The organism is Lewinella sp. 4G2, assembly GCF_001625015.1.
GTDB lineage: Bacteria > Bacteroidota > Bacteroidia > Chitinophagales > Saprospiraceae > Neolewinella.
Map to the genome: position 1 here is coordinate 161894 of NZ_LVWJ02000014.1, position 23642 is coordinate 185535.

20 protein-coding genes and 1 tRNA gene are annotated in these 23642 nt (G+C 56.7%); 9 read left to right on the plus strand and 12 right to left on the minus strand.

Annotated elements, in window-relative coordinates:
• Window positions 1-74 precede the first annotated feature (74 nt).
• Window positions 75-147 (minus strand) — tRNA-Ile (locus A3850_RS02555).
• 225 nt (window positions 148-372) lie between these two features.
• Between A3850_RS02555 and pyk the strand changes: the two genes are divergently transcribed.
• The 3 genes from pyk to A3850_RS02570 all read left to right on the plus strand — a co-directional run bounded on the left by pyk (window position 373) and on the right by A3850_RS02570 (window position 4378).
• On the plus strand, window positions 373-1806 hold the full coding sequence (gene pyk / locus A3850_RS02560) for a pyruvate kinase (protein WP_068213904.1): 1434 nt from the start codon (window positions 373-375) through the stop codon (window positions 1804-1806).
• Between the two features lie 122 nt (window positions 1807-1928).
• A complete protein-coding gene (locus A3850_RS02565; RefSeq protein WP_068213907.1) occupies window positions 1929-3506 on the plus strand; it encodes a tetratricopeptide repeat protein in 1578 nt (525 codons plus the stop codon).
• Between the two features lie 119 nt (window positions 3507-3625).
• Window positions 3626-4378 (plus strand): DUF4292 domain-containing protein, encoded by a 753-nt coding sequence (locus A3850_RS02570; protein ID WP_068213909.1) that lies wholly within the window; start codon window positions 3626-3628, stop codon window positions 4376-4378.
• A gap of 63 nt (window positions 4379-4441) precedes the next feature.
• Here the strand turns inward: A3850_RS02570 and A3850_RS02575 are convergent, their stop codons facing one another.
• From A3850_RS02575 to corA, 3 genes are all read right to left on the minus strand, one after another.
• A complete protein-coding gene (locus A3850_RS02575) occupies window positions 4442-5788 on the minus strand; it encodes an HlyD family secretion protein (protein ID WP_068213912.1) in 1347 nt (448 codons plus the stop codon).
• A 71-nt stretch (window positions 5789-5859) separates the two neighbouring features.
• Window positions 5860-7308, minus strand: a complete 1449-nt coding sequence (locus A3850_RS02580; RefSeq protein ID WP_068213914.1) for a TolC family protein — start codon at window positions 7306-7308, stop codon at window positions 5860-5862.
• A 120-nt stretch (window positions 7309-7428) separates the two neighbouring features.
• A complete protein-coding gene (gene corA / locus A3850_RS02585) occupies window positions 7429-8535 on the minus strand; it encodes a magnesium/cobalt transporter CorA (protein WP_082921576.1) in 1107 nt (368 codons plus the stop codon).
• Window positions 8536-8789: 254 nt separating this feature from the next.
• Between corA and A3850_RS02590 the strand changes: the two genes are divergently transcribed.
• Window positions 8790-11942, plus strand: a complete 3153-nt coding sequence (locus A3850_RS02590) for a PQQ-dependent sugar dehydrogenase (protein ID WP_068213916.1) — start codon at window positions 8790-8792, stop codon at window positions 11940-11942.
• A gap of 138 nt (window positions 11943-12080) precedes the next feature.
• Window positions 12081-13076 (plus strand): sugar phosphate isomerase/epimerase, encoded by a 996-nt coding sequence (locus A3850_RS02595; protein ID WP_068213918.1) that lies wholly within the window; start codon window positions 12081-12083, stop codon window positions 13074-13076.
• A 118-nt stretch (window positions 13077-13194) separates the two neighbouring features.
• On the opposite strand, the gene accC is transcribed toward A3850_RS02595, so the two are convergent.
• From accC to A3850_RS02625, 6 genes are all read right to left on the minus strand, one after another.
• Entirely contained in the window at window positions 13195-14544 is a 1350-nt protein-coding gene (gene accC, locus A3850_RS02600; protein ID WP_068213919.1) for an acetyl-CoA carboxylase biotin carboxylase subunit, read from the minus strand.
• An 83-nt stretch (window positions 14545-14627) separates the two neighbouring features.
• A complete protein-coding gene (accB, locus tag A3850_RS02605; RefSeq protein ID WP_068213921.1) occupies window positions 14628-15155 on the minus strand; it encodes an acetyl-CoA carboxylase biotin carboxyl carrier protein in 528 nt (175 codons plus the stop codon).
• Between the two features lie 13 nt (window positions 15156-15168).
• Window positions 15169-15735 (minus strand): elongation factor P, encoded by a 567-nt coding sequence (efp, locus tag A3850_RS02610; RefSeq protein WP_068219344.1) that lies wholly within the window; start codon window positions 15733-15735, stop codon window positions 15169-15171.
• 156 nt (window positions 15736-15891) lie between these two features.
• Complete coding sequence (radC, locus tag A3850_RS02615) at window positions 15892-16638, minus strand: DNA repair protein RadC (RefSeq protein ID WP_231915274.1); 747 nt, start codon at window positions 16636-16638, stop codon at window positions 15892-15894.
• Window positions 16639-16960: 322 nt separating this feature from the next.
• Window positions 16961-18931 (minus strand): OmpA family protein, encoded by a 1971-nt coding sequence (locus A3850_RS02620; protein ID WP_068213923.1) that lies wholly within the window; start codon window positions 18929-18931, stop codon window positions 16961-16963.
• A gap of 85 nt (window positions 18932-19016) precedes the next feature.
• The gene (locus A3850_RS02625) at window positions 19017-19484 is read right to left on the minus strand and encodes an SRPBCC family protein (RefSeq protein ID WP_068219346.1); all 468 of its coding nucleotides are present in this window, start codon (window positions 19482-19484) and stop codon (window positions 19017-19019) included.
• 342 nt (window positions 19485-19826) lie between these two features.
• Here A3850_RS02625 and A3850_RS02630 point away from each other — a divergent pair, with 342 nt between their 5' ends.
• Complete coding sequence (locus tag A3850_RS02630; RefSeq protein WP_068213925.1) at window positions 19827-20195, plus strand: TraR/DksA C4-type zinc finger protein; 369 nt, start codon at window positions 19827-19829, stop codon at window positions 20193-20195.
• 92 nt (window positions 20196-20287) lie between these two features.
• Window positions 20288-21010 (plus strand): lipoprotein signal peptidase, encoded by a 723-nt coding sequence (locus A3850_RS02635; protein ID WP_082921577.1) that lies wholly within the window; start codon window positions 20288-20290, stop codon window positions 21008-21010.
• 23 nt (window positions 21011-21033) lie between these two features.
• Here A3850_RS02635 and A3850_RS02640 read toward each other — a convergent pair whose 3' ends face one another.
• Both A3850_RS02640 and A3850_RS02645 read right to left on the minus strand, forming a co-directional pair.
• On the minus strand, window positions 21034-21345 hold the full coding sequence (locus A3850_RS02640) for a helix-turn-helix transcriptional regulator (RefSeq protein WP_068213928.1): 312 nt from the start codon (window positions 21343-21345) through the stop codon (window positions 21034-21036).
• 198 nt (window positions 21346-21543) lie between these two features.
• Window positions 21544-21882 (minus strand): helix-turn-helix transcriptional regulator, encoded by a 339-nt coding sequence (locus A3850_RS02645; protein WP_068213931.1) that lies wholly within the window; start codon window positions 21880-21882, stop codon window positions 21544-21546.
• A 290-nt stretch (window positions 21883-22172) separates the two neighbouring features.
• Here A3850_RS02645 and A3850_RS02650 point away from each other — a divergent pair, with 290 nt between their 5' ends.
• Window positions 22173-23156, plus strand: coding sequence for a tetratricopeptide repeat-containing protein (locus tag A3850_RS02650; RefSeq protein WP_068213933.1), 984 nt, complete (start codon window positions 22173-22175; stop codon window positions 23154-23156).
• 70 nt (window positions 23157-23226) lie between these two features.
• Window positions 23227-23484: a preprotein translocase subunit SecG gene (gene secG, locus A3850_RS02655; protein WP_068213935.1), complete on the plus strand. Its 258-nt coding sequence runs from the start codon at window positions 23227-23229 to the stop codon at window positions 23482-23484.
• Window positions 23485-23642: the final 158 nt, after the last annotated feature.

The following is a 23642-nucleotide window of genomic DNA, read 5'->3' on the forward strand; positions in this document are numbered from 1 at the left end:
AGTCTGGAGTCTATAGTAGTCCCTGCCTAGCAGGGTGGCTACAGACTAAAGACTATAGACTACAGACTAAAAGGTGGGCCCACCAGGATTTGAACCTGGGACCGACGGATTATGAGTCCGGCGCTCTAACCGCTGAGCTATAGGCCCTGTTTTAAGTTGCGAGTAGCAAGTTGCAAGCCTACTAGTACTTGCAACTTGCTACTCGTAACTCTCAGTTCCACAAAGGTAGCCAACCCGCCAAAAGTTACCGTACCGGGGTGGAATTTTACGGGGGAAAACTTTTCTAGATTGTAATGCGGCGAGCAAATAAGTGCGCCAACCGCTACCTTTGGGGTATTATTGTAGTTTTTACACTAACTCCCCCCAATGAGTATGCAGATTACGGATCACCAAAACACAAAAATCGTGGCCACCGTCGGCCCAGCCTGTAGTTCGGAGGACGGTTTGAAGAGCCTCATCCTGGCCGGGGTAGATGTTTTTCGCCTAAATTTTAGCCACGGCTCCCACGACGTGCACGGCGGGACGATCCAGAAAATCCTCAAGCTCAATAAGGAACTCAATACCCACGTCAGTATCCTGGCGGACCTCCAAGGCCCGAAACTCCGGGTCGGCAAAATGGAAGGTGAAGGGCTACCCGTTGAGGAAGGCCAGATCGTCACCTTCACCAATACGGAATGCGTCGGCAACGCCGAACGCGTCTACATGAGTTACCCGCAGTTCGCCCAGGACGTAACCGTCGGCGAGCGCGTCCTCGTGGATGACGGCACCCTAGTTTTTGAAGTGGTGGAGACTAACGGGACGGATACCGTAAAACTGAAGACCCTCTTCGGTGGCGTGTTGAAGTCCAACAAGGGGGTCAACCTCCCCAACACGAAGATCAGCCTCCCTTCCCTGACGGAAAAGGACCTGACCGACCTCGAATACATCCTCACCCAGCCGGTGAACTGGATTGCGCTGAGCTTCGTCCGCTACGCCAAGGATTTGAAGGATTTGCGCAAGCGCATTGAAGCTAAAGGCCACCCCGCCAAGATCATTTCCAAGATCGAGAAGCCCGAGGCCATCGAAAACCTGGACAAGATCATCAAGCACTCCAACGCCATCATGGTGGCGCGGGGAGATCTCGGTATCGAAGTCCCCATGGAGCGGCTGCCGATCATCCAGAAGGAGATCATCCGCAAGTGTATCCAACGGGCCCGCCCCGTCATCGTGGCCACCCAGATGATGGATTCCATGATCAACAACCCCGGCCCCACCCGGGCGGAGGTGACGGACGTAGCCAATGCCGTCCTCGACGGTACGGACGCCGTGATGCTTTCCGGTGAGACTTCCGTGGGCCGCCACCCGGCGCTCGTCGTCAAAGCCATGAACGCCATCATTCACGAGGCGGAAAAGATCTACGAGATCGGTATGAAGCGCCCCAAAGCCAACGACAAATCCGGTACGTTCATCAGCGACGTGGTTTGTTCCGCCGCCGCCTGGGCCGCCCAGAATGTTGGCGCCCGCGGTATCGTCGGGATGACGCGGTCCGGTTACACGGCCTTCAAGTTGTCGAGCTTCCGTCCGAACGCCAAGATCTACGTCTTTAGTGATTTGCACCACATGCTCAACACCCTCAACCTGTGTTGGGGCGTGCGTTGCTTCCACTACGACAATAATACGAGTACGGACCAGACGGTAACGGATGTCACCAAAATCCTTAAGGATGGTGGTTACGTGGCTTCCGGCGACCTGCTTGTCAATACCGGCTCCATGCCCCTCGAGAAGCAGCTGCGGACGAACATGATGAAGATCACGCTGGTGGATTAGGGCTTCCCGCCCTCCCCCGCCTCCACAAAACCCGGCCCCGTACGCAACGTGGCCGGGTTTCGTACGTTTACATACTTCCGGCCCGCTTTTACAGCTCGCTGGCGACCAGAACTATCCCCGACATGCGTTTCCTGTTACCCGTTTTATTCCTCTTGTCTTCCGCCTTCGTTTACGCGCAGGGGGAGCTCACCGTCGCCGAGATCGGCCGGCAGAGTAAGTTCATTGAAGCTAAACGGGACGCTTTGCTTGGCAAGACGGACGCGGCCATCGCCCAGTTTGAGGCCCTCGCCGCGGAAGATCCGGCAAACGATGCGACCTACTTTGAACTCGCCCGCCTCTTCAAGGCCAAGGAGCTGTTCGACCCCGCCATCGACCAAATGCAAAAGGCTTACGCCGCCCGCCCCAACCCAATCTACGCCGCATATCTGGCGGATCTTTTTCGGGAAACCGGCCGCCACAAGGAGGGTGCGGCGCTGTACACCTCCCTGCGCAAACAAGACCCAAGCGACGAAGATTACTACCTGGAAGAAGCTGCCGCCCTGGTGCGAGCCCAGGATATCAAGGGAGCGATCGGTGTGTACAACCAGTTGGAGAGCCGAATCGGCGTCAACGCCGAGCTGGCACGCCTCAAACACGCGCTCTACCTCGGCACGGGTGATGCCAAACGCGCCGAAAAGGAACTCACGGCCCTTGTCGACGCCCAACCCCGCAATCTGGAAAACCGCCACTTACTGGCTGGATTTTACGTGGCGCAGGGGAATGCCAAAGCGGCCAATCAGGTTTACAAGGCCATCCTCAAGTTAGAGCCGGCGGACGTACGCGCACAGTTGGCCCTCCAAAATGCCGGCGCCCCCGCCAAACCGGGTGATACGGGCAGCGATGATCAACTACTAGCACTACTTGGCCGATCCGACGTGGACCTGGACCTCAAGATCGGCAAGTTGCTGCCGCTCGTACAGGGTCTGGCGCGGTCGCAGGATGCCAGGTCGGGGACCGGAATGGACCGGGCCGAGATCACCCGGGCCGTGCACTTAGCCAAGGAATTGCGCCGCGTACATCCGGACGAAGCCAAGGCCGCTGCGTTGCTGGGCGACATCTACTTCCAGTCCGGCCAACTGAATGAAGCAGCGGACGCCTACATCGCTACCCTCGAACTGGACGATAACGTTTATCCTGTCTGGGAGCAATTGCTCGGCACCCTTTACCTGTCGAACCGGACCGTCGAGTTGCGGAAGTACGCCGAGGAAGCGCTGGACCTCTACCCCAACCGACCTTCCGTCTACGTGCATTACGCCATTGGAGAAGCCCTGCGTTCCAACTTCGGCGAAGCGGAAAGTCTGCTCTCCGAAGCCCGGCTCATGGTAAGCACCCAGGCCGAAGCTACTCGCGCGCTCGACGAGTTGGCGACGGCTTTCTCAGTCCTGAACTCGGCATCCAGCGGCAGCGCCGTCAAAGCGGAAATGCTACCCGGCGGTCCGAATGGTCCCCTGGCCTTTTTACTGACTAACGCTACGGAGTTGGACGCCCTCAAAGGTTACGACGTACCGGGCAATACCAATGCCCTCTACCTGGAATTACTCGGAGACGCAGCGGCGGAAGCGGGTGATAAAGCTACCGCTACGGCAGCCTACGCACGGGCTAAAGCAGCGGGCAGTAAGTCTAAAGAACTACCTCGCAAAATGAGTAAGCTGGGTAGTTAAACCCTCCCGGCAACTCACCTAGGTCGTTCGCCGAACAATCCGGCAATTGCCTAGCTTCCTAGAACCGAACCTCCTTCCTGGGCAACTCTACCAACATTTTCGGCACTCAATCTCTACCTATGCGCGCGCTTCTATTTCTCCTTTGTACGGTCACGATTCTTGCGACTGGATGCGGCAGCAAAGTGGGCGGGAAGCCTGGCAAAGACGGGCTTACGCGGACGACCAAAGCCTCCAAAGTAGTGAAGGGAATGGAAGCCAATGCGTTCGAAACCGATTACCTGGAAGGTAGCGCCCGCATCGATCTCGAAAGTGAAAAACTAAATATCGGTGGGACGGGCACGATCCGGCTCGAGCGCGATAAGGCCATCTGGATGAGCGTCAAGAAATTCGGCTTCGAGGGCGCCCGCGTACTGATTCGCCCCGATTCTTTCTTCGTCCTTAACCGGCTAAACGGTGACTATACCGCCGAGCCACTGAGCTACGTGGAGCGGAAATACCAGATCCCCGCGGATTTCAACCTGCTGCAGAAAATCATCCTCGGTAACGCCGTCTTCTTTACCCGCGATCTGGAACTCACACAGAACGGCGATGTCTACGAGCTTTCCGGTGAGGACAGTCGCTACGCTACGTCTTACCTGGTGGACGGCGCCAGTTTCAAACTACAGCAAATGGACCTGCGAGAGTCGGGCTCCGACCGGAAGATCACTATCCTGAACAAGGACTTCCGCACCGTCGAAGCAGCGAAACAAGAATTTGCTTACGGCCGCACTGTCCGCGTCAATTCGACGGAATCCGGCCGAGCAATGATCGAGATGAACTTCAGGAAGGTGGAGTTGGACGGGCCACTACAAATGCCGTTTCCCTTTCGCTAAGGTGCTCGTCAGGTTACAATGAGGCGTAGCGCCTGATGCTCGCTTTCTGACCTGGGGATAGCGTTACTTAGCGTCCTCCTTGTAGAAATCTTCCTTGTCTACAACGTTGACTTTCTTGCCTTCCTTCAGGTTCCGCAACTCGCTGTAGGGGCCGGAGACAACCTGGTCACCGTTGTTCAATCCACCCGTTACTTCAATGACGGAACTGTTCTGTAGGCCAGTAGTAACGATGGCTTTGCGTAGGGTATCGCCGGTCACTACAAACACGACTTCGTCCAGATCATCTAGGGCAACTACGTCTTCGTCCTCCGTTTCCTTTTGGCGGGTAGTGACGGCTTCGACGGGGATGGACACTACGCCCTTTGCGGCCTTAGTCAGGATATCCACGCCAGCGGACATGCCCGGGCGGAAGGGGTAAGTGTTGCCTTCGCGAACGAGGTCCGCGTAGCTTTCCGGTTCGATGCTGATACGAACTTCGAAGTTGGTCACCTGATCTGAATTCAGGACGTTGTCGGCGATGCCTGCCGTCGTGCTGGAGTTGGCGATCTGGGTGACGACGCCGCTGAACTTCCGGTTGATGTAGGCGTCCACTTCCACTTCGGCCTTGTTGCCGATCTTGACGGAGGGGACGTCGTTTTCGGACACCTCCACCCGTACTTCCATGGCGTTCAGGTTGGCGATGCGCATGAGTTCGGTACCCGTCATTTGGATGGTACCGACCACCCGTTCGCCCTGTTCTACGTTGAGGAGAGAGACGACGCCGCCCATGGGAGCGTAGATCGTCGTCCGGCGCAGGGAAGTACGCAGTTCACTGAGGGTGGCCTGAGCGGATTCGACGCCGTACTGAGCGGCGCGGGCGGATTCTTTAGCGGCGTTGATATTACTGTCCGCTGCCCGTAGGTTAGCTTCGAGGCCCCGCAGGTTGGCGGCGCTCGCTTCCAATTCGGCCTGGCTGACTACACCATCCGCCGCTAGGCTCTTGTTCCGGTTATAAATTTCCTGAGCGTTGGTCAGTTGCGCTTCGATCTGCGCTTTCTGGGCCTGTAAGCTGCTGATTTGCGCTTTCGCATTGGAGGCCTGCGCCTTGCTACTGTTAACGCCGGCGACTCCACGGGCCACCTGGCTTTGGTAAGCATCGGCGTCGATCTTGGCTAGTAGTTGACCTGCCTTAACGCTGTCTCCTTCTTCCACGTAAAGTTCGACGACCTCACCCGATACGTCGGAAGAGATCTTCACCTCCGTCTGGGGAAAGATCTTGCCACTGGCGCTGACGATCTCCTGGATATCCCTTGCCTTAGCTTCCGAAGTATAAACGCGGATGCCCTTCGGCCCCTGGTCCCCAAAGATGAGGGCACCGACGATGCCGAGTACGATGAGTAGGAATACGCCGATTACAATTTTGCGTGCCATTATTTAGTCTTTAGTCTGTAGTCTATAGTCTGCAGTCCGTAGTCTATTTACTATAGACTACAGACTATAGACTACTCTAGAGTTAGTCCTTGCCCTAGGTAGAATTCAATTACCTGGCGGTTAAAAATGAGTTGAAATTTAGATCTGGTGAGTTCCGTCCGGGCCTGATCGAGACGATTGGTGGCCGTCACTACGTCAAGGCTGTTGGCAACGCCGGCCCGGAAGAGACGGTCCGTATTATTGAAGGCGTCCTCCGAAGCCTCGAAGCTGACCTGAGCGGCGCGGTAGGATTGCCGGGCGGCCCGTAGATCGGCCAGCGCCAACTGTACGTCGTTGCGCAATTGGTTCCGGGCCTGTTCAATGTCCAGGCCGGCATTGAGCCGCTGGACCTCCGCCACCTGTACGTTGAGTTTGTTCCGCCCCTGGCTGTAGATCGGTACCTGCAGCGCGGCACCTACCGACTGGCCGAAGTTGCGGTCCAGTTGGTCGAAGTAGCCCAGGTTCGGGAAGACCAATCCAGTTGTGTTGAAGTTAGAGATCGTTCCCGGCATTCCGTTGATAATGACGGGTACGTCCGGTCCCTGCACCACTTCGACGTTGGACACGTCCGGATTGTTGAAGTCCTTGGAAACACTGGAGTAGTTCGTACTCAGGCTACCGAAGAGGCTGACGGTAGGGCGTAAACCACTCTTTGCCAAGTCCGTTCCGACCGCCGCCGCTTCCTGGCGGAGTTGCGCTGCCCGGATGGTAGGTTGAGTAGATTGCGCAGCTTGTAACACGGTGGCCAAGTCGTAATCCTGGAAGAGTTGCTCTTCGGTAGGGTTCAACTCCGGGGTAGCGATGTCGAAAGCTTCGTCGGGGTCGAGTTCCAACAGCAGTTGGAGGGTCAATTTGCTGATGGCCACCTGATTTTCCAACTCCACGATGGACCGCTCGGCGTTGGCCACCTGGGCTACAAGGTCGAAGCGCTGGGCGCGGGGTACGGAGCCCGCCTGGATCAAACGATCCGTATTGGACAGCTGGTTCTCGACGAGGGCCAGTTGCGCTTGTGCGTTGTTCAGCTGTTCGTTGAGCAGCACAATCGTCAGGTAAGAGTTAGCTACCTGGAGTCCTATGGTGTTACGGGTCACGATGGCATCCGTTTCCGCGGCCGCAAGGTTGAGGTCGGCTTGCCGCAGGCCATTTTTGATCTGCCCGCCAGCGTAAAGCAGCACGTTACCCTGGATCTGGTAGCCTTGAAAACCAATCGTCTGCTGGTCGAACGTATTGGTAGTGGGGTCGATCGTCCGGCCGAGCTGTAGGCCAATATTGGTAGAGCCGTTCACCGTCGGAAGCCGCGCGTTCTTGGCCTGCTGCTGTTGGATACGGCTGATCTCCGAAATATTCCCGAGCCGCCGGACCTGCAAGTTGTTCTCAAAGGCGTATTCCACGGCCTTTTCGAGCGTCCACGCTCCACCGTTCTGAGCGGAAAGTCCCTGGGTAAAACAGAGGGCAAGTACGAAGAGAGTAAATGTGCGCATGGGTAAGATATGTGGTGGGCAAAGCTAGCCACTCCGGGCCGCGGTAGGTTAACTTATCTATGAACGTGCGATATTAATGGAAGAACGGGTTGAAATCTTCGTCCCGATTCTTACCTCTGCCTAAGCATCCCCCCCATTTAGCCAACCCCGGCGCCAGAACCAACCGAACATCAGCACGACGATGGTAAACATCACACCGAGCAGAATAAAGTAGCCGTTCGGATTTTTTAATTCGGGGATATACTCAAAATTCATTCCGTAGATCCCAGCCAGAAAGCTCAGCGGCATGAATATGGTGGACACGATCGTGAGCGTCTGCACCACCGAATTGGTCCGAAAAGTGATTTCACTCACGTAGAGGTCATAGAGCCCGTTCGTTACGTCCCGGTAAGTCTCTACGAGGTCGGTGACCTGGATGACGTGGTCCTTCAAATCCCGCACGAACAACTGGGTATCCTCGGAGATGAGGTGATGTTCCGAATCCCCAAAGGTGCTCACCATCTCTCGTAGGGGGCTGATACTTTTGCGCATCGTCAGTAAGCTCAGTTTAAGGTCGTGGATCTCGCTTTTGGTCTTCACTTCCGGCCGCTTCAGAATCTGGTTTTCCAGTTCATCCAGCGCGGCTTCTACCTTATCCAGGACGGTAAAATAGCGGTCCACAATATTGTCCACCAGTGCGTAGGCGAGGTAATCCGCCGGGCGGGTACGGATGCGGCCGGACTTCGTCTCCAGCCGTTTGCGCACGGAGGCCAGCAAATCGCCAGCGTCCTCCTGGAAGCTCAGTACGGTACGATCGTGCAGGTAGATGGAAACCTGTTCCACGCTCAGTTGGCGGGTGGTTTCGTCGAAGGCAAAAGCCTTTAGCTGCAGTAAGATCCCTTCGGGATACGCCTCCATTTTGGGGCGCGTCATCACGTCCACGATGTCTTCCAGCGCGAGGGGGTGGACGGCGTAGCGCTGGCCCAATTCTTCAATGAGGTTCACGTTATGGAGGCCGCGCACGTCGTACCAAGTCACGCCATCGGTGGGGCGGACGACGGGGAGTTGATCCACCGTCATTTCGTGGGAGTAATCCTCTTGCTGGGCCCCAAATTGGGTAAGGTGGACGTGCACTTCCTCCATCTCCTTGCGGCCGGTGTAGACCATCGTCCCCGGAGGCGCGCCGGTAGTTCGTTTCAGGAACGGGATTTTTTCCGTTTGGTCCCGCAGCAATTTAGTTACGCGCATGGTGAGTGGTTGATAAGTAGCGAAAGTAGGGCGCTGCCGCAGGTGCCGGGTAATGGGTGAGGCACCCTCCGTCAGGAACTTGTATAAATATAGGAATATACCGGACCAACAATCGATTGGTTCAGGATGGCCTGCACCAACATCCTGTGGACGGTGTTATCTTGGTTATCAATAGTGCTTCCTGAAATGGAGGTGGGATATATTGGTTAGCACAGGCAAGCCGTTCCGCCCCCATTCATTTGATACCTACGATCATGTTACTATCCCCGAAAACAATCAACTCACGGCTCTTACTCTTTTTGCTGCTGCCCCTACTGTGGGCCTGTGGCGACGACAAGGCCACTACTTACGTTAACCTCCCCGCGGACGGCCCGGTGCTCATCGTCGGGGAAACGGATGGCGGCATACTCGATAAGCTCAAGCAAGGGCTCGGGAAACCTTCCGCCGTAGCCGGTTACCGAATGCTGGAGGAAGATTCACTGTTTAATTACCGCTACCTCGTACTGCTCTCCCCCCTCCACGATAGCCTGACGGCGCACCGGAGGACTTCCGTCGAGCGCTTCGTGGCTGCCGGTGGCCGTTTGGCCATCGACGATCCACGGCCGGCCGAACCTTACCGCTGGGCCTGGTACGAACAGCAACGTACGGGCAAATCCTCCAGCCCCCGGTCCGTCGGCAAAGGGATGACGGCTTTAGCTGACGGTGGCGCCATCAGCGCAGGGTTTTTTACCTCCGCCCCCAACTCCGCACCCGCGGCAGCGCATGAGCTCCCACTGACTGCACCAAAAGAAGACCGTTTTCAGGTACAGGTACTGGATGATGCCATTTACGAACCCATGGAAATGGAGGTGCTGCCCGACGGTAGCGTGCTCTTCCTGGAGCGGCGCGGTAAAATGAAGATCAACCGCGGTGGCGTGACTAGCCTGGTGCACGATTTCGACGTCTGTATTGAAGGCAACTACGAAGATGGCCTCCACGGTGTTGCCCTGGCCCCTGGTTACGGTAAGACGAACCACCACATTTACGTCTACTACAGCCCCGCGCCCTGCGACTCTACGGACCAGTTCCTCAGCCGCTTCGAATTCAAAAACGGGGTATTGGATACGACCAGCGAGATTGTCGTCCTACGGGTGCCCGTGCAGCGCAAGAGTTGCTGCCACAGCGGCGGCTCGGTGGAATTCGACCGGCTGGGCAACCTCTACCTCTCTACGGGGGATAACACGAGCTCTAAGGAAAGTAATGGCTACAGCCCGCTGGATGAACGCCCTGGCCGCGGACCCTACGACAGTCAGAAATCCAGTGGCAACACTAACGACCTACGGGGCAAGATCCTGCGGATTACGCCTACGGCGGAAGGTGGGTACACGATCCCCGAAGGCAATCTCTTCCCGAACGGAGAGGGCGGCAAGCCGGAGATCTACGTGATGGGCGCCCGCAACCCCTTTCGGATTGCGCTCGACCCGTGGACGCACTACCTCTACTGGGGCGACGTCGGCCCGGACGTGGGCGAAGCCGGCAAGTTTGGCCCCGAAAGCTTTGATGAGTGGAACCAGGCCGCAACGGCCGGCAACTATGGCTGGCCCTACTTTGTAGGAAATAACTTTGCCTACCCGGACCGGGACTTTACGGATGATTCCGTTGGAGAGCTATTCAATCCCGAACGCCCCATCAACGATAGCCCCAACAACACCGGTGCCCGGGAATTGCCGCCCGCCCGCCCCGCCCTGATCTGGTACCCCTACGGGCCGAGCGAGGAATTTCCCATCCTCGGAACGGGTAGCCGGTCGGCGATGGCCGGCCCCTTCTACGACGCGGAATCCCTGGTACCCATTACTAACTCCGCCCTGCCGGAGTACTACCACGGCAAGTGGTTCATCTACGAATGGGGCCGCAGCTGGATCAAGGCCGTGACCTTGGATAGCGCCCGCCAGCAGATCGTTCAGATTGAGGACTTCCTACCGAATCTGCCCATCTCCAAGCCGATCGACTTCAAGATTGGCCGCGACGGCTCGATGTACCTGCTGGAATACGGCAACGACTATTTCGCGAATAACCCCGACGCCCGCCTGATCCGCGTGAGCTACTCCGCCCGCAACCGGCCTCCGGTAGCGGATCTTTACGCCAGTGAGGTAGCGGGAGGTTTACCCTTCCGCCCTACCCTTTCCGCCGCTGACTCACGCGACCCCGACCCGGAGGATTCCCTCACCTACCGCTGGTACATCGACGGGATATTGGAGAGCACGGAAATGGACTTTAAACCGTCCATCACGGCGGCGGGGGAACACATCATTCGCCTGGAGGTGGAGGATGCCGCCGGCGCTACCGCCGAGCAATCCCTGACCGTGGCGGCGGGTAACGCCCGACCCGTCCTTGCATTGGAGATGGAAAACAACCGCAGTTTCCTCCTTCCCGGGCAATCCGAGCTGGCCTACCGCGCCACGGTTGATGATGCCGAAGACAGGGTCAACGGCCGGTTAGATCCGAAAAAGGTACTCGTCAACGCTACCTGGGTAGCGGACGAGAAATTGGCCAACGGGCTCCGCCGCGGAACGGACCAGCTTCCCAGTGGAGATCTCGCCTTCGCCGCCGGGGCCGGGCTGATCGAGGGCTCCGATTGCTACACCTGCCACGCCGAGCGCCGCGAAAACGTGGGACCATCCTACCTCGCCGTAGCCGAGCGTTACGAGGACACACCGGCTAATATCAAGATGCTCGCCACCAAAGTGATCAAAGGCGGTAACGGGAATTGGGGGGAACGGCTGATGTCCGGCCACCCCGCCCTCAAAACGGAAGACGCGGAAACAATGGTGGGGTACATCCTCAGCCTCAATAACGGTGGCCTCCCACTGGAAGGCAAAGCCAAACCAGGAACGGGCAGCGGGAGCTACGTGATCGCCGCCAGCTACCGGGACAATGGGGGTAAACAGACACCACCACTCGTTGGCCAGCAAGCGATCGTACTACGGTCACCCCGCGTGGAAGTGGAGACGGGCAACGACGGGCTATACCGCGCGGCCGTCCCCGGTAGCGGACAGAACTTCGCCTTCCGCGTAGTGGCCTTCCGCCCCGGAGGATGGCTGAAGATGGATAACATCGACCTGAAGGGCCTGGCCGGCTTCCGCCTGGGCCTCCACGGTGACGCGAACGGGGAACTAGAACTTCGCTACGGCGGCCCAGACGGGCAATTACTGGCTCAAACGACCGTCAGCCCCACTCAACCCTGGGACGGGGTGGACGAGCTTACCCTGGAGCTACCTGCATCAGCGGCCGACCTGGAGATGGGCGATCTCTACTTTGTGTGGAAGGGCGAAGGTGGCGTCGTAGCCGACGATATGGGCCACCACCGCCCCGGCGACGTAGGTTGGATCGACTGGATTGAAGCCGTAGGGAATGGGTTAGCGCGATAGGCTGATCCTACTAGTAATGCTTACGAAGGGCTTTCGGTCACGTACTTCTATTAGGAGTGCCAGACCGGAAGCCCTTTCTAATTTCGGTTGGAGGTCCCAGCCTTTTGCCTATATTTCGATCCACAAACCACCCACCTCATGCAAAGAAGAAAATTCCTCCATACTACCGGTAAATCCGCTCTTGGACTATCCCTCCTCGGCTTGGCGGCAGCCTGTGCCAATGAACCCGGCACCGGCGACAGCGCCACAGAAGTTGCTAGTACCGAAGATATGCTGTCGGGAGAAGTAGCCAAATGGTTTGACATCAGCTTGGCGCAGTGGTCTCTACATAAGATGCTCCGAGGTGGCGAAATGGACAATCTGGACTTCGCCGGGATGGCCCGCAACACCTTTGGCGTGGGGGGGATTGAGTACGTCAATCAATTCTTCAAGGACAAGGCGACCGATTCGGACTACCTGAAGGAGATGCAAAAGCGGGCGATGGACGCTGACGTGAAATCCCTGCTCATTATGATCGATCGGGAAGGCGACCTTGGGGATACAGACAAGAAGGCACGAATGCAGGCCGTAGAAAACCACTACAAGTGGATCGACGCCGCAAAATACCTGGGCTGCCACAGTATCCGCGTCAACGCGGCGGGAGAGGGCAGCCGGGAAGAGGTCGCTAAGGCCGCAACCGAAGGCCTGGCGACCCTGAGTGAATACGGTAAGGAACGGGACATCAACGTTATCGTAGAAAACCACGGCGGGTACAGTTCTGATGGGCAATGGCTAGCGGGCGTCATCAAAGGAACGGGGATGGACAACTGCGGCACGTTGCCCGATTTTGGCAACTTCTGTGTAGAACGGAACAACCCCGAAAAGTGGGAGGATGGCTGCAAAACGGAGTACGATCGCTACAGGGGGGTTGAGGAACTCATGCCCTTCGCCAAAGCCGTATCCGCCAAGGCTTACGACTTTGACGCAGCGGGCCTCGTCACGGAAACCAATTATGCGAAGATGATGAAGATCGTCCAGGACGCCGGGTACAAAGGCTGGATCGGGATTGAGTACGAAGGCAACGGACTGACCGAGAAGGAAGGCATCAAAAAAACCATTGAGGTCCTCCAGCAATTTGGCGGTCGTTTGGGATAAGGGTTAACGAGGCGCGTAGTAACCAACTCGCCCTTATTCATCTGGCACCTACTGAAAAGCCACCGAAGACTTCCATCTTCGGTGGCTTTTCACGTGTAGGATACTGGTAGCGTGCTGGCTACTCCGGCAGTTCCTGCTTACCTAACCAGCCGGTATCGAAATTACCCTGGCGGAAGTCTTCCTGCTTCATGAGCCACTGGTGGAAAGGCACGGTGGTCTTGACGCCTTCGATGATGAATTCGTCGAGGGCGCGTTCCATTTTGGTGATGGCTTCCTTACGCGTCGGGGCACGCACGATCAGTTTGGCGATCATGGAGTCGTAGTAAGGGGGGATCGTGTAGCCGGCGTAAACGTGGGTATCTACCCGCACGCCCTGGCCTTTAGAACTGTGGAAGCTGGAGATCTTACCGGGGCTGGGGCGGAAGTTATTCCAGGGGTCCTCGGCGTTGATGCGGCATTCGATGGCGTGGGCTTTGGGATAGTAGTTTTCCCCGGAAAGCTTCTCACCGTAAGCGACGCGGATCTGTTCCTTGATGAGGTCGTGGTCGATCACTTCTTCCGTTACCGGGTGCTCGACCTGGATGCGGGTGTTCATTTCCATGAAGTAGAAGTTACGGTCCGAATCCACCAGGAATTCTACGGTACCGACGCCTTCGTAGTTGATAGCCTTGGCCGCTTCGATGGCTGCCTGACCCATGTCTTCGCGGAGCTTATCCGTCATGAAGGGGCTGGGGCATTCCTCAACCAATTTCTGGTGGCGGCGCTGAATGGAGCAGTCCCGCTCGGAAAGGTGGATCACGTTACCGTACTGGTCACCAATCACCTGGATCTCGATGTGCCGCGGCTTGGTGATGTACTTCTCCATGTACATGCCGTCATTGCCGAAGGCAGCCTTGGCTTCCGTGCGGGCGCTTTCCCAGGCTTTCTGGAACTCCTCCTCGGCGTTGACGATACGCATCCCCTTGCCACCACCACCGGCGGTCGCTTTGAGCATGACGGGGTAGCCCATTTTCTTGGCTTGGGCGCGGCCATCGTCGGCGGATTTAAGCAGCTCGCCATCACCGGGAACGACGGGCACCTTGGCCTTGATCATCGTATCCTTTGCGGTAATCTTATCCCCCATGCGGCGGATCTGCTTGGGGTCGGGGCCGATGAATTTGATACCGTAGTCGGCGCATACCTCGGCGAAATCCGCATTCTCGGAAAGGAAACCGTAGCCCGGGTGGATGGCATCCGCGTTGGTGATTTCCACTGCGGCCATGATCTTGGGGATGCTGAGGTAGCTTTCCGAGGATGCGGCGGGGCCAATACAAACGGCCTCATCGGCGAACCGTACGTGGAGACTGTCGCGGTCGGCGGTAGAATAAATAGCTACCGTTTTGATGCCCATTTCGCGGCAAGTACGGATCACGCGCAGCGCAATCTCACCGCGGTTGGCGATGAGGATCTTCTTGAATTTTTCAGCCATAATTGTGGTCTGGTAATCGTTCAGTTTCCGTCCCGGTCGGGATGCACCTGGCTAACCCGAAAGGACGAAAGCAGGACGTACTTTTAGGAAGGGTCGACGAGGAAGAGGGGCATATCGTATTCGATCGGCGAGGCGTCCTCAACGAGCACCTTGACGATCGTACCGCTCACTTCACTCTCAATTTCGTTGAAAAGCTTCATCGCTTCTACGATGCAGACGGTATCGCCTTTGGCGACGGTGTCTCCCACCTTAACGTAGGCGTCCTTATCCGGAGAAGAGGACCGGTAGAAGGTACCGATCATGGGTGACTTGATCTGCACGTAGTGGCTTTCATCCACCTTACTTCCACCAGCTTCTTCCTTTTGGGGAGCGGCGGCGGCTGGCGCAGCGGCGGGAGCCGGAGCCGGAGCAGCTGTGGGTGCAGCAGCGTAGGCGGGGGCGGCCGGTACGTTGATGATGGAAGGGCCACCGGCAGCGGGCGTATTCACGTTACCGCTGAGGTAGGATTTTCCGCGGATGTGCAGTTTTACATCACCGTTGGAGTATTTGAACTCGGAGATTTCCCGCTTAGAAATGATGCGGATGAGTTCCTGGATTTCTTCAATGCTCATAGTTAGGTAGTGCTTAGCTTTTGGCGCGTTCGACGTAAGAGTTGCTACGGGTATCAATCTTGATCCGGTCACCGATATTGATGAAAAGTGGTACGCGTACTTCGGCCCCCGTCTCTACCGTAGCTGGCTTAAGGGTATTTGTTGCCGTATCTCCCTTTACGCCGGGCTCGGTGTAGGTGATCTCCATTTCGATGTACTGGGGGAGATCTACGGTAAGGGGCGTATCGTCTTCGGTGTTGTACAGGACTTCGACGGTATCGCCTTCCCGCAGCATGCCGGGGTTTTCGATCATGGCGTCGGCGATCATGGCTTGTTCGTAGGTCTCGTTGTTCATGAAGTGGTACCCCATGTCGTCCTTGTAGAGGAACTGCATTTTGTGGCGCTCGACGCGTACCTCCTGAACCTTGTGGCCGGAGGGGAAGGTCTCACTCAGTACACGACCGGTGGAGAGGCTCTTGAACTTCGTCCGTACGAAAGCGGGGCCTTTGCCGGGCTTGACGTGCTGGAATTCCGTGATGGAAACGATGTCATTATTGTGCTTGAACGTAAAGCCGTTCTTGATATCCGAGGTGGTAGCCATTTGGTTAGTTTTGGTTAGAAAGTCCCGTTTGCTATCGGCCACTGCTGTAAGCCGTAAAGAAAGGCTGATGTTTAACGGGGGGCCAAGATAACACCAATCCGGGCCAATTCACCAACTCCCACAACAACAGTAAGCACACGCAGGAAGGGTCTATGTTTATTTTACCGCTGGCGTTGCTGGCGCTTGCTCTGGGTTGATCTCTTTGTTGGCCGCAAAGCTGTAATGGCGGCGGCCGGCGATGATGACGTGGTCCAGCACCACCAGGTCCAAATGCCGGGCGGCGGCGGCCAGTTTATGCGTCAGGGCCCGGTCGGCCTGGCTGGGGAAGGCCTGGCCACTGGGGTGGTTATGGGCCAGAATGAGCGACGTGACGCTGGGGTGTTGCAGCGTCAACCGGAAGATGCGTTTAGCATCAGCTACCGTGCCGGTTACGCCGCCTTCACTTACGCGGTGGTGGCCCAGCAACCGGTTGGCACGGTTAAGGCAGAGGATGTGGAATTCTTCGTGGTCCAGGTCGCCGAGGTGGGTCCGGAGGTAGCGGGCGCAGTCCGCCCCGTTATCAAAATTGGGTTTGACCAAAGCGAGGGCGGCTTCCCGGCGGCGCCCCAACTCGAGGCTGGCCATGAGGCGGAGGGCCTTCACCTCCCCTACCCCGGCGTAGGCGCAGAAGGTGGCGACGTCGCCCCGCGCCAGCTCGTGCAGGTTATGGTTAGCACCACGGAGGATTTGTCGGCTGAGGGCGAGGGCGGAGACGCCCCGCTTACCGTTGCCAAGGATTACGGCGAGCAATTCGGCGTCGGAGAGGGAACGGGCACCGTGGCGGCGCATCCGTTCGCGGGGGCGTTCGTCGAGGCCCATATCCTGCATCCGCATCTCCAGATCGGGCGTGATGTACTTATTCAATGGTGTCGGTTTAGTAGCCGACTCTACCCTTTTGCCACCGGACAATTCTTCCGGGGCTAGGCCAGCGTTTCCGCTAGGCCATTTGACTACAATTTTTCCTTGCCTCAAAGTTAGAGCAAACAGATTGTTGAACCTAAGAATTGGACAGAGTTATTTTGTTTGCTTTTTCCCTTTTAGGGTAGTATTCAGTCTATAGTCTGTAGTCTGCAGTCTGCAGGGATAAGGCTCTCTAGGTGGCCACCTATCCGAGCGCAGCGACAATAGGTGGTTCCTGGAGCGGCCGGGTTTTTGAGTCTACAGTCTGTAGTCTATAGTCTTTAGCCTACCAATCAATCACCTTAGCTTCGATACGGGTATTGGTGCGGAACTCTTCCTCGGTGCATTCTCCACAAAAGACCAGGGGTTGGGTATTGCCGTAGGCGACGGTACGGACGCGGGCCGGATCGATGCCCTCCCGCTCCAGGTACGCGCGGAGGCGAATGGCCCGCTCTTCGGTAAGGCGCTGTAGTTGGGCCTGGAGTTCAGGGCCATCCGCATGGACGATCAGGATGACTTTGAGGGTCGGGTACTCGCGCAGGAAGTTGCGGAGAACGAGGAGATCGGGTGACCGATTCGGTAAAGGGTTAGCGGAGAGATAAGGGTACTCAATCTCGGGCAGCGGTAGAATAGCGTCGGCGAACTTTTCCGTAAAGCCAGTCTTGGGGAGCTTTTGCGCGAGGGTCAGCTCGTGGCGCGGAAGTGGCGCAGTTCCCGTAGGTAGGGTGCTAAGCGTACGGTCGGTATCAGTAAGCGCGCCGGCCGCCACCCTGGCCACGAACTCCTCACCGGGAGGAAGGCAAACTTCGTAGTAACCGCCTGGACCGGTCTTGGCCTCGGCGATTCGAGACCCCGCTCCAGGCCCCGCATAATAGGTTATGGAAGTGCCGGACACCCCCTGGCCCAACTGATCGACCAAGCGGCCCGCAACGTTGATGCAGTTTTGGGGTTTTAGCCCCTGATCCCGCGTGGTGAGCGGTGTTGCCGCGCCATTGCTGTACGCGAAGCGGCTGGCCCCGTAGCCAGGTTTAGCCAGGGTCACAAAGTATTTTCTATCCGGGTGGAAGGCGTAGTTGAAATTTCCATTGCGGTCCGTTTCGCCCGCGGGGGCTTCCGCGAAGAGACCGATCGGCCGACCGCGCTGGACGATCGTTTTGCTATCGCGCGTCTCCTCCAAGGCGAAGGATCCATTTCCGGCGGGAAGGCGCCCGGCGGGGGTCAGTTCTTCCACCCAGACGCTGGCGCCCGCGATGCGCTTGCTGGATTGTTCGTCGTAGACGCTGAAGGTCGTCGAAACCGCACCGGCCCCTTCTAAACTGATGAGACCTTGCCGCAGGGTAAGCCGGTAAATATCATCCTCGCCCGATCCGCCGGGGCGATTACTGCTGAGGTAGCCGGTGGTACCAGACACGCCGAGGCTTAAACTGATGTCGTCATCGGGAGAATTAATGGGTTCCGGCAAGTTCACGAGCCGCCCCCAAACCCGATTGCTGAGGTCAATCATGAACAGATCCTGCCCCCCCATTCCGGGGTGCCCGTTAGAAGAAAAGAACAGCCGACCACTTGGGTGGATAAAGGGAAAGGCTTCGTTGCCCCCCGTATTGATTTCCGGCCCCAGGTTGATGGCTTTACCCCAGGCGCCGTCGCGGTAATCCGCAAAGTACAGATCGTAGCCACCGAAGCCGCCGGGGCGATTGCTGGCGAAGAAGATCCGCCGCCCGTCAGCGGTCACACTGGGGTGCTGGTTCGTGAAGTTGGGGTCATTGTGCGGCAGGGGGCGAATGGCCGTCCAATCGTACCCATCGTGGTAGGCGGAGAAGAGGCCAAGGTTGGCTTCCCCTTCTTCACTCTCTACGGTGCCACCGGCCCGTTGCAGGGTGCGGGTGAAGTAGATCACCTGCTCATCCTGGGTGAAACTGACGGGCCCCTCATTAAAGTTGTCAGACAAAGCCGTAGAGAAACGGCGGCCGCGGCCGGGAAGGTTCCGACTGTCCAGGCGCGCTACGTGCAGTCGGAAATAGGTCTCTTTGGTGCGTGCATCCAGGCTTCCGCGGCGCGGCCGGGTTAAGTAGACCAGAGATTGCTGGTAGCGTACGGGGCCAAAATCCACGTCGGGGGAGTTGATCGCCCGGCAGTTTTCGAGGGAAATTTCACTGGTGCCGACTACGCCAAGTGGCGTTCCCTGCGCGGCCATGAAACCGTTTAGGGTAGCGATGAGGACAAAGGCAGGGAGTACAGATTGAAGCAAGTGGCGCACTCTGGCAAAGATAGTCTGTAGTCTATAGTCTGTAGTCCGAGAGTCGCGGGCTACAGACTGCAGACTATAGACTACAGACTATAAACTACTTCGGAAATAACCGCTTAATCGCCTCCTCCCGAGCTTCAAAAATCCCCTGCACCTGGCGGTGGACGAACAGTTTGTCCGCGATCGTCCCCAGAATACCGAGGGGGGCTTGATAGTGGAGGATGTCCGTCATTTCAGTGCCTTCGCCTTTGGGCAACTCCCGAAAGTGGTGTTGGTGGTGCCAGAGAGCAAATGGGCCAACCCGCTGGTCATCAATGAAGTGTTCGTGGTGCTTGATCTGGGTAATTTCCGTTACCCAATCCGTACTGAAACCAGGGAAGGGGCTGACACGGTATTGGATCACCATGCCTTCGTACATTTCCACACCTTTGACCGGGCTTTTGATGTCAAAACTCACGTCATCGGGCGTCAGCTTTTCCAGGTTTTCGGGCCGGCTGAAGAAGTTCCAGGTTTCTTCCAGGGAGCGGGGGACGGTTGATTTGAATTCCAGGCGGCGGGGCGTCATCAGTTCGGTTTTGCAGTAGAAGCGCAAATGCCACTAAAGGTTTGTAGTTGATGATAAACGGTGATTTTCTCCTTACGAATGGATGCTTGCCAAGAAAATTCGCCTCTTTCGAATTAATTACGGGCTAAGCAGTTCGCCAAAATTTCTTCGGCGAAGGCGGACTAGTAGCCAAGCAACTTCTCATTAATTCTGGCACTGGCCAATTTTTGCACCGGATATTCCTCTTATCATACTCTCCGCTTCTTTTTCATACGCCGACCAATCTTTTGGCAGGACGAAAATTGTTTGGTTGATTGTACGCCTATATTATCTTCGCCTTCCGAAATATTAACCCTCCTGCCTATGAATGCCGCTGAACAGTCTCGCTACAGCGACGCCGACTTAGCTGAGTTCAAGCTCATCATCGATGAGAAACTCACTGAGGCCCGCAAGCAACTGGCCTTTTACCTCAATCAACTGTCGGAACAAACCAACAGCGAGGATGGCAAGAAGCGTGGCATTGACAACGGCAACCACGCTTCAATGGCGGACGACCTACAAAACCAGGCCAACCGCCAGCGCAAGCTCGTCCAACACCTGGAGTACGCCGGCATGCGCATTGAAAACAAGGTCTACGGCATTTGCCGCGTCACCGGAAAATTGATTAGCAAGGAGCGGCTGCGGCTCGTCCCCCACACTACTTTAAGCATTGCCGCCAAACAGGCGCGTTAACAAGATCTACGTCGATTATGTAATTTGCGGCCCTTCCACTTCTGTGGTGGGGCCGTTGTCTTTTTACGCCTCCTACTCGCCAGCACCAACCTATGCGCCGCCGCCGCCTCGTCTACCTAACCCTCTTCCTGGTGCTGCTGGCCGATCAGGCGCTGAAGATCTGGGTCAAAACCCACATGGCCTACGGTGAAGAGATCCAGTTACTGGGTATGGACCGCGCCCTCATCCACTTCGTGGAAAATAATGGGATGGCCTTCGGCCTCTCGCTGGGGGGTAGTTACGGTAAGTTGCTCCTTACCCTATTCCGCGTTACGGCCGTTACCTTTCTGTTCTTTTACCTCGGCCGGCTGTTGAAAACGCTGGCACCGCGGCGCCTACTGGTTGGTTTTGCCCTCATCCAGGCGGGCGCACTGGGGAACATCATCGACAGCGTCTTTTACGGGGTCATTTTTTCGGAAAGTTCCTTTCACGGCGGTGTGGCTACGCTGTTTCCCGAAGGCGGCGGATACGCCCCGCTGCTGTACGGCCGGGTGGTAGACATGCTGTATTTCCCCCTGCTTTACGGTAACTACCCGGCTTGGTTCCCATTCGTGGGTGGGCAGGCCTTTCTCTTTTTCCGCCCCGTCTTCAACATCGCTGACGTAGCCATTGCCGTTGGGGTTTTTCTGCTACTCAGCTACTACTTTTCCAGTTCGCGGATCGAGGCGGCCAATAAAGTGGCCAACCAGGAAGCGCAATCCGTTTCCGCCAGTTCCGCTGGCCACTCCTCAACAGGGCATACGGGCGCTGCCGCAGGTGCCAGGGAAGAGGAATAGGACCAAGCTATCATCCGGATGATCTACCGAAAGCCCTTAAGGGCCTTCGCAATGGTGGACAACCGGTCCGGGTGGTTGTAGTAATAGATGAAGCCATCCTTCCGCTCGCGAGTGACGACTTTAGCCTCCCGGAGATAACGGAGATGGAGGGATACCGTGCTCTGATCCAGCCGTAGCGCACCGGCCAGGTAGCTAACACTCGCGCCATGCTCCCGATCCAGGATATCCAGGATGGCTAGCCGGACGGGGTGGGTGATGGCGCGCAGCAGGTCCGTTACGAGGTCCAGCTGTTCCTGATTGATGTGGGTGACTTTGTTTTCTGACAGGTAGATCATGGCTAAAGCGTTACTCCCGCAAAGTTCCACTTAGCTCCCGACGGAAAATCAGCGTATTTCGCAACGGCGGTCCGTTACGGCACGAAATTGGCCTTACATAGCAGCAAAGTGCTATATATCACTTGCAACTCGATACTTGCAACTCGATACTCCCAACTCGCTACTTGCAACTCGCCACTTGCAACTCGCTACTCCCAACTAATTACTCAGCGTCTCAATCACCCCGGCTAGGTAAGCCATGCGTTCCGTTTGGATGGAGTAATAGATGAACTTCCCATCCCGTCGAGTCTTGACGACGCCCGCCTTACGCAGGATGCCCAAGTGCTGGGAGGCGATGGATTGCTCAACGCGCAGGGCAACGTAGATATCGGTCACCGTCATCTCGGGTGTGTTTTCGAGCAGTCCGATGATCTGTTTGCGCAGGTCGTGATTGATGGCCCGAAATACAAGGACGGCCGCACGCAACTCGTCGAAGTTGATGCGAACTTCTTCACCCTCATTGCGGAGGATGATCTCGTCTTTTTTGTTTTCGGACATAGGTTTGGTGTGGCGGGTCATGTGTCGTTCTAAATATGGGCTTAGCTCAAAAAACGTTACGGTTAACAAAAGAAAATTGGGTAACCGTAGCTTAAGGGGGACAGTGTAACTCTATAAAGTTAGTACATTTTATCGGATTACCTGCGTCCGTTGTTTAAACAATAGTCAGCTTACAAGTATAAAAGCAAGCATTCCACTCACGTGATCCCTTCACAATTTGTGATCTTGCCGCTGCCGTTGGGAATCCAGCGCAGCAGCACCGACCTTTGTCGGCCCCTCTAGTTTCCGGTATGACTAACGCAACTTTTCTCAGCTACTTGCGCGACCCCTCCTCTTTGATCGGAGTAGATATTGACTCAATCGGCCAACTTACCGCTCGCTATCCCTACTCCGCTAACGCACAACTTTTGCTTGCCCTGGCCGCGGAACTGAACGGGCACCCGGAAAGCCAGACTTACCTACAGCGTGCCGCTACCCAGACCTTTGATCGGGAGCAATTATTCGATACGCTGTACGCGCTGCTGAACGGAGAAGCCAGTGCGGCGGAGGAGTTTACGGAAGAAGAACCCACCTTTTCCCTCGAAGACCTAATGGCCCCCGAAGCGTTGCTGCTGGACGAAGAGGAGGACTACGGAGCTCCCACAGTTCTCAACGCTGGCACCCAACTCAGTGCGGAAGCCCCTCTCCCGATAGAGCCAAGTCCTACCAACGTACCTGGCTTTGACGACGATATGGAGACTGGTACTTCGAACTCTTCCTACCCCACCAGTGGTGCATCCATCGAGGAAGAAATGCCCCCTCCTCCACCGGAGCGATCTCCCCTGCCCGCCGCCGATCATGCGGTCCGCACGGTGGAAACCATGGCAGTTACTCCACCCGCCACCATTACTTCCAGTGACCTGAGCGAACGGGAAGCGGAGCCCACCCCCAGTGATTTTTCACCTACAGCCATTCCGCAAGACCCGGCTGACTTCAGCGTGCGCGCGCCCATCAGCACGAAGGAAGAGTTACGCAAACGGCTGCAAAGCATCCGTGACCGCCAGGTTGCTCGGGCTAAGGAACAGAAAAAATCCATCAAAAAAATTGCCCGTCGTAGCCTGATTGCCTCCGAGGGCATTATTAGCCCTACTCTAGCGGAGGTATTTATTCAGCAGGGGCAATATCACCACGCCATTCGGATCTACGAGCAGCTCGCTTTGGCGAACCCGGAAAAAAGCCCGATATTTGCGGCCCTCATTCAGGACCTGAAGCAGCGCAACGGCCCGGATGAATAGTCTTACCCTTACCACTGCCGGCGCCGGCGCCATTCGCTCCGCGCCCCGTTACGATAAATTATAATCCCCCATGGTCAATCTTCTTACTATCCTGACCGGTGTTATCTGCCTTCTCCTCATGCTCGTAGTGCTGATCCAAAACCCCAAGGGTGGTGGTATCGACTCCACTTTCGGTGGCACGCAGGCCAACCAGGTAATTGGTGCCAGCCGCTCTACGGACGTGATTGAAAAGATCACCTGGGGCCTCGCCGCCGCCCTCTTCATCCTCTGCATCGTAACGGCATTGGCCGTTGGCGCTCAGGGAGCTGGTGCTGCCGGTGGCCTCTAGGGAGTCAACCCTAAGACTTAGGTGAGCGTGAGTTTCGGATTCGTCTAATTCGGAAAGTCTCTACCTCTGCCCTCCACCTTAAAACATAATAGACCCAACCACAAGGTTGGCAACCCACTGGCGCTTCCTCCTATGGAAGAACCATTAAGACTGTAATT

Bases quoted from the DNA above. Each gene is read 5' to 3' on its own strand.
- pyk (WP_068213904.1), top strand. From the start codon at position 373: ATGCAGATTACGGATCACCAAAACACAAAAATCGTGGCCACCGTCGGC.
- A3850_RS02565 (WP_068213907.1), top strand. From the start codon at position 1,929: ATGCGTTTCCTGTTACCCGTTTTATTCCTCTTGTCTTCCGCCTTCGTT.
- A3850_RS02570 (WP_068213909.1), top strand. From the start codon at position 3,626: ATGCGCGCGCTTCTATTTCTCCTTTGTACGGTCACGATTCTTGCGACT.
- A3850_RS02575 (WP_068213912.1), bottom strand. From the start codon at position 5,788: ATGGCACGCAAAATTGTAATCGGCGTATTCCTACTCATCGTACTCGGC.
- A3850_RS02580 (WP_068213914.1), bottom strand. From the start codon at position 7,308: ATGCGCACATTTACTCTCTTCGTACTTGCCCTCTGTTTTACCCAGGGA.
- corA (WP_082921576.1), bottom strand. From the start codon at position 8,535: ATGCGCGTAACTAAATTGCTGCGGGACCAAACGGAAAAAATCCCGTTC.
- A3850_RS02590 (WP_068213916.1), top strand. From the start codon at position 8,790: ATGTTACTATCCCCGAAAACAATCAACTCACGGCTCTTACTCTTTTTG.
- A3850_RS02595 (WP_068213918.1), top strand. From the start codon at position 12,081: ATGCAAAGAAGAAAATTCCTCCATACTACCGGTAAATCCGCTCTTGGA.
- accC (WP_068213919.1), bottom strand. From the start codon at position 14,544: ATGGCTGAAAAATTCAAGAAGATCCTCATCGCCAACCGCGGTGAGATT.
- accB (WP_068213921.1), bottom strand. From the start codon at position 15,155: ATGAGCATTGAAGAAATCCAGGAACTCATCCGCATCATTTCTAAGCGG.
- efp (WP_068219344.1), bottom strand. From the start codon at position 15,735: ATGGCTACCACCTCGGATATCAAGAACGGCTTTACGTTCAAGCACAAT.
- A3850_RS02625 (WP_068219346.1), bottom strand. From the start codon at position 19,484: ATGACGCCCCGCCGCCTGGAATTCAAATCAACCGTCCCCCGCTCCCTG.
- A3850_RS02630 (WP_068213925.1), top strand. From the start codon at position 19,827: ATGAATGCCGCTGAACAGTCTCGCTACAGCGACGCCGACTTAGCTGAG.
- A3850_RS02635 (WP_082921577.1), top strand. From the start codon at position 20,288: ATGCGCCGCCGCCGCCTCGTCTACCTAACCCTCTTCCTGGTGCTGCTG.
- A3850_RS02640 (WP_068213928.1), bottom strand. From the start codon at position 21,345: ATGATCTACCTGTCAGAAAACAAAGTCACCCACATCAATCAGGAACAG.
- A3850_RS02645 (WP_068213931.1), bottom strand. From the start codon at position 21,882: ATGTCCGAAAACAAAAAAGACGAGATCATCCTCCGCAATGAGGGTGAA.
- A3850_RS02650 (WP_068213933.1), top strand. From the start codon at position 22,173: ATGACTAACGCAACTTTTCTCAGCTACTTGCGCGACCCCTCCTCTTTG.
- secG (WP_068213935.1), top strand. From the start codon at position 23,227: ATGGTCAATCTTCTTACTATCCTGACCGGTGTTATCTGCCTTCTCCTC.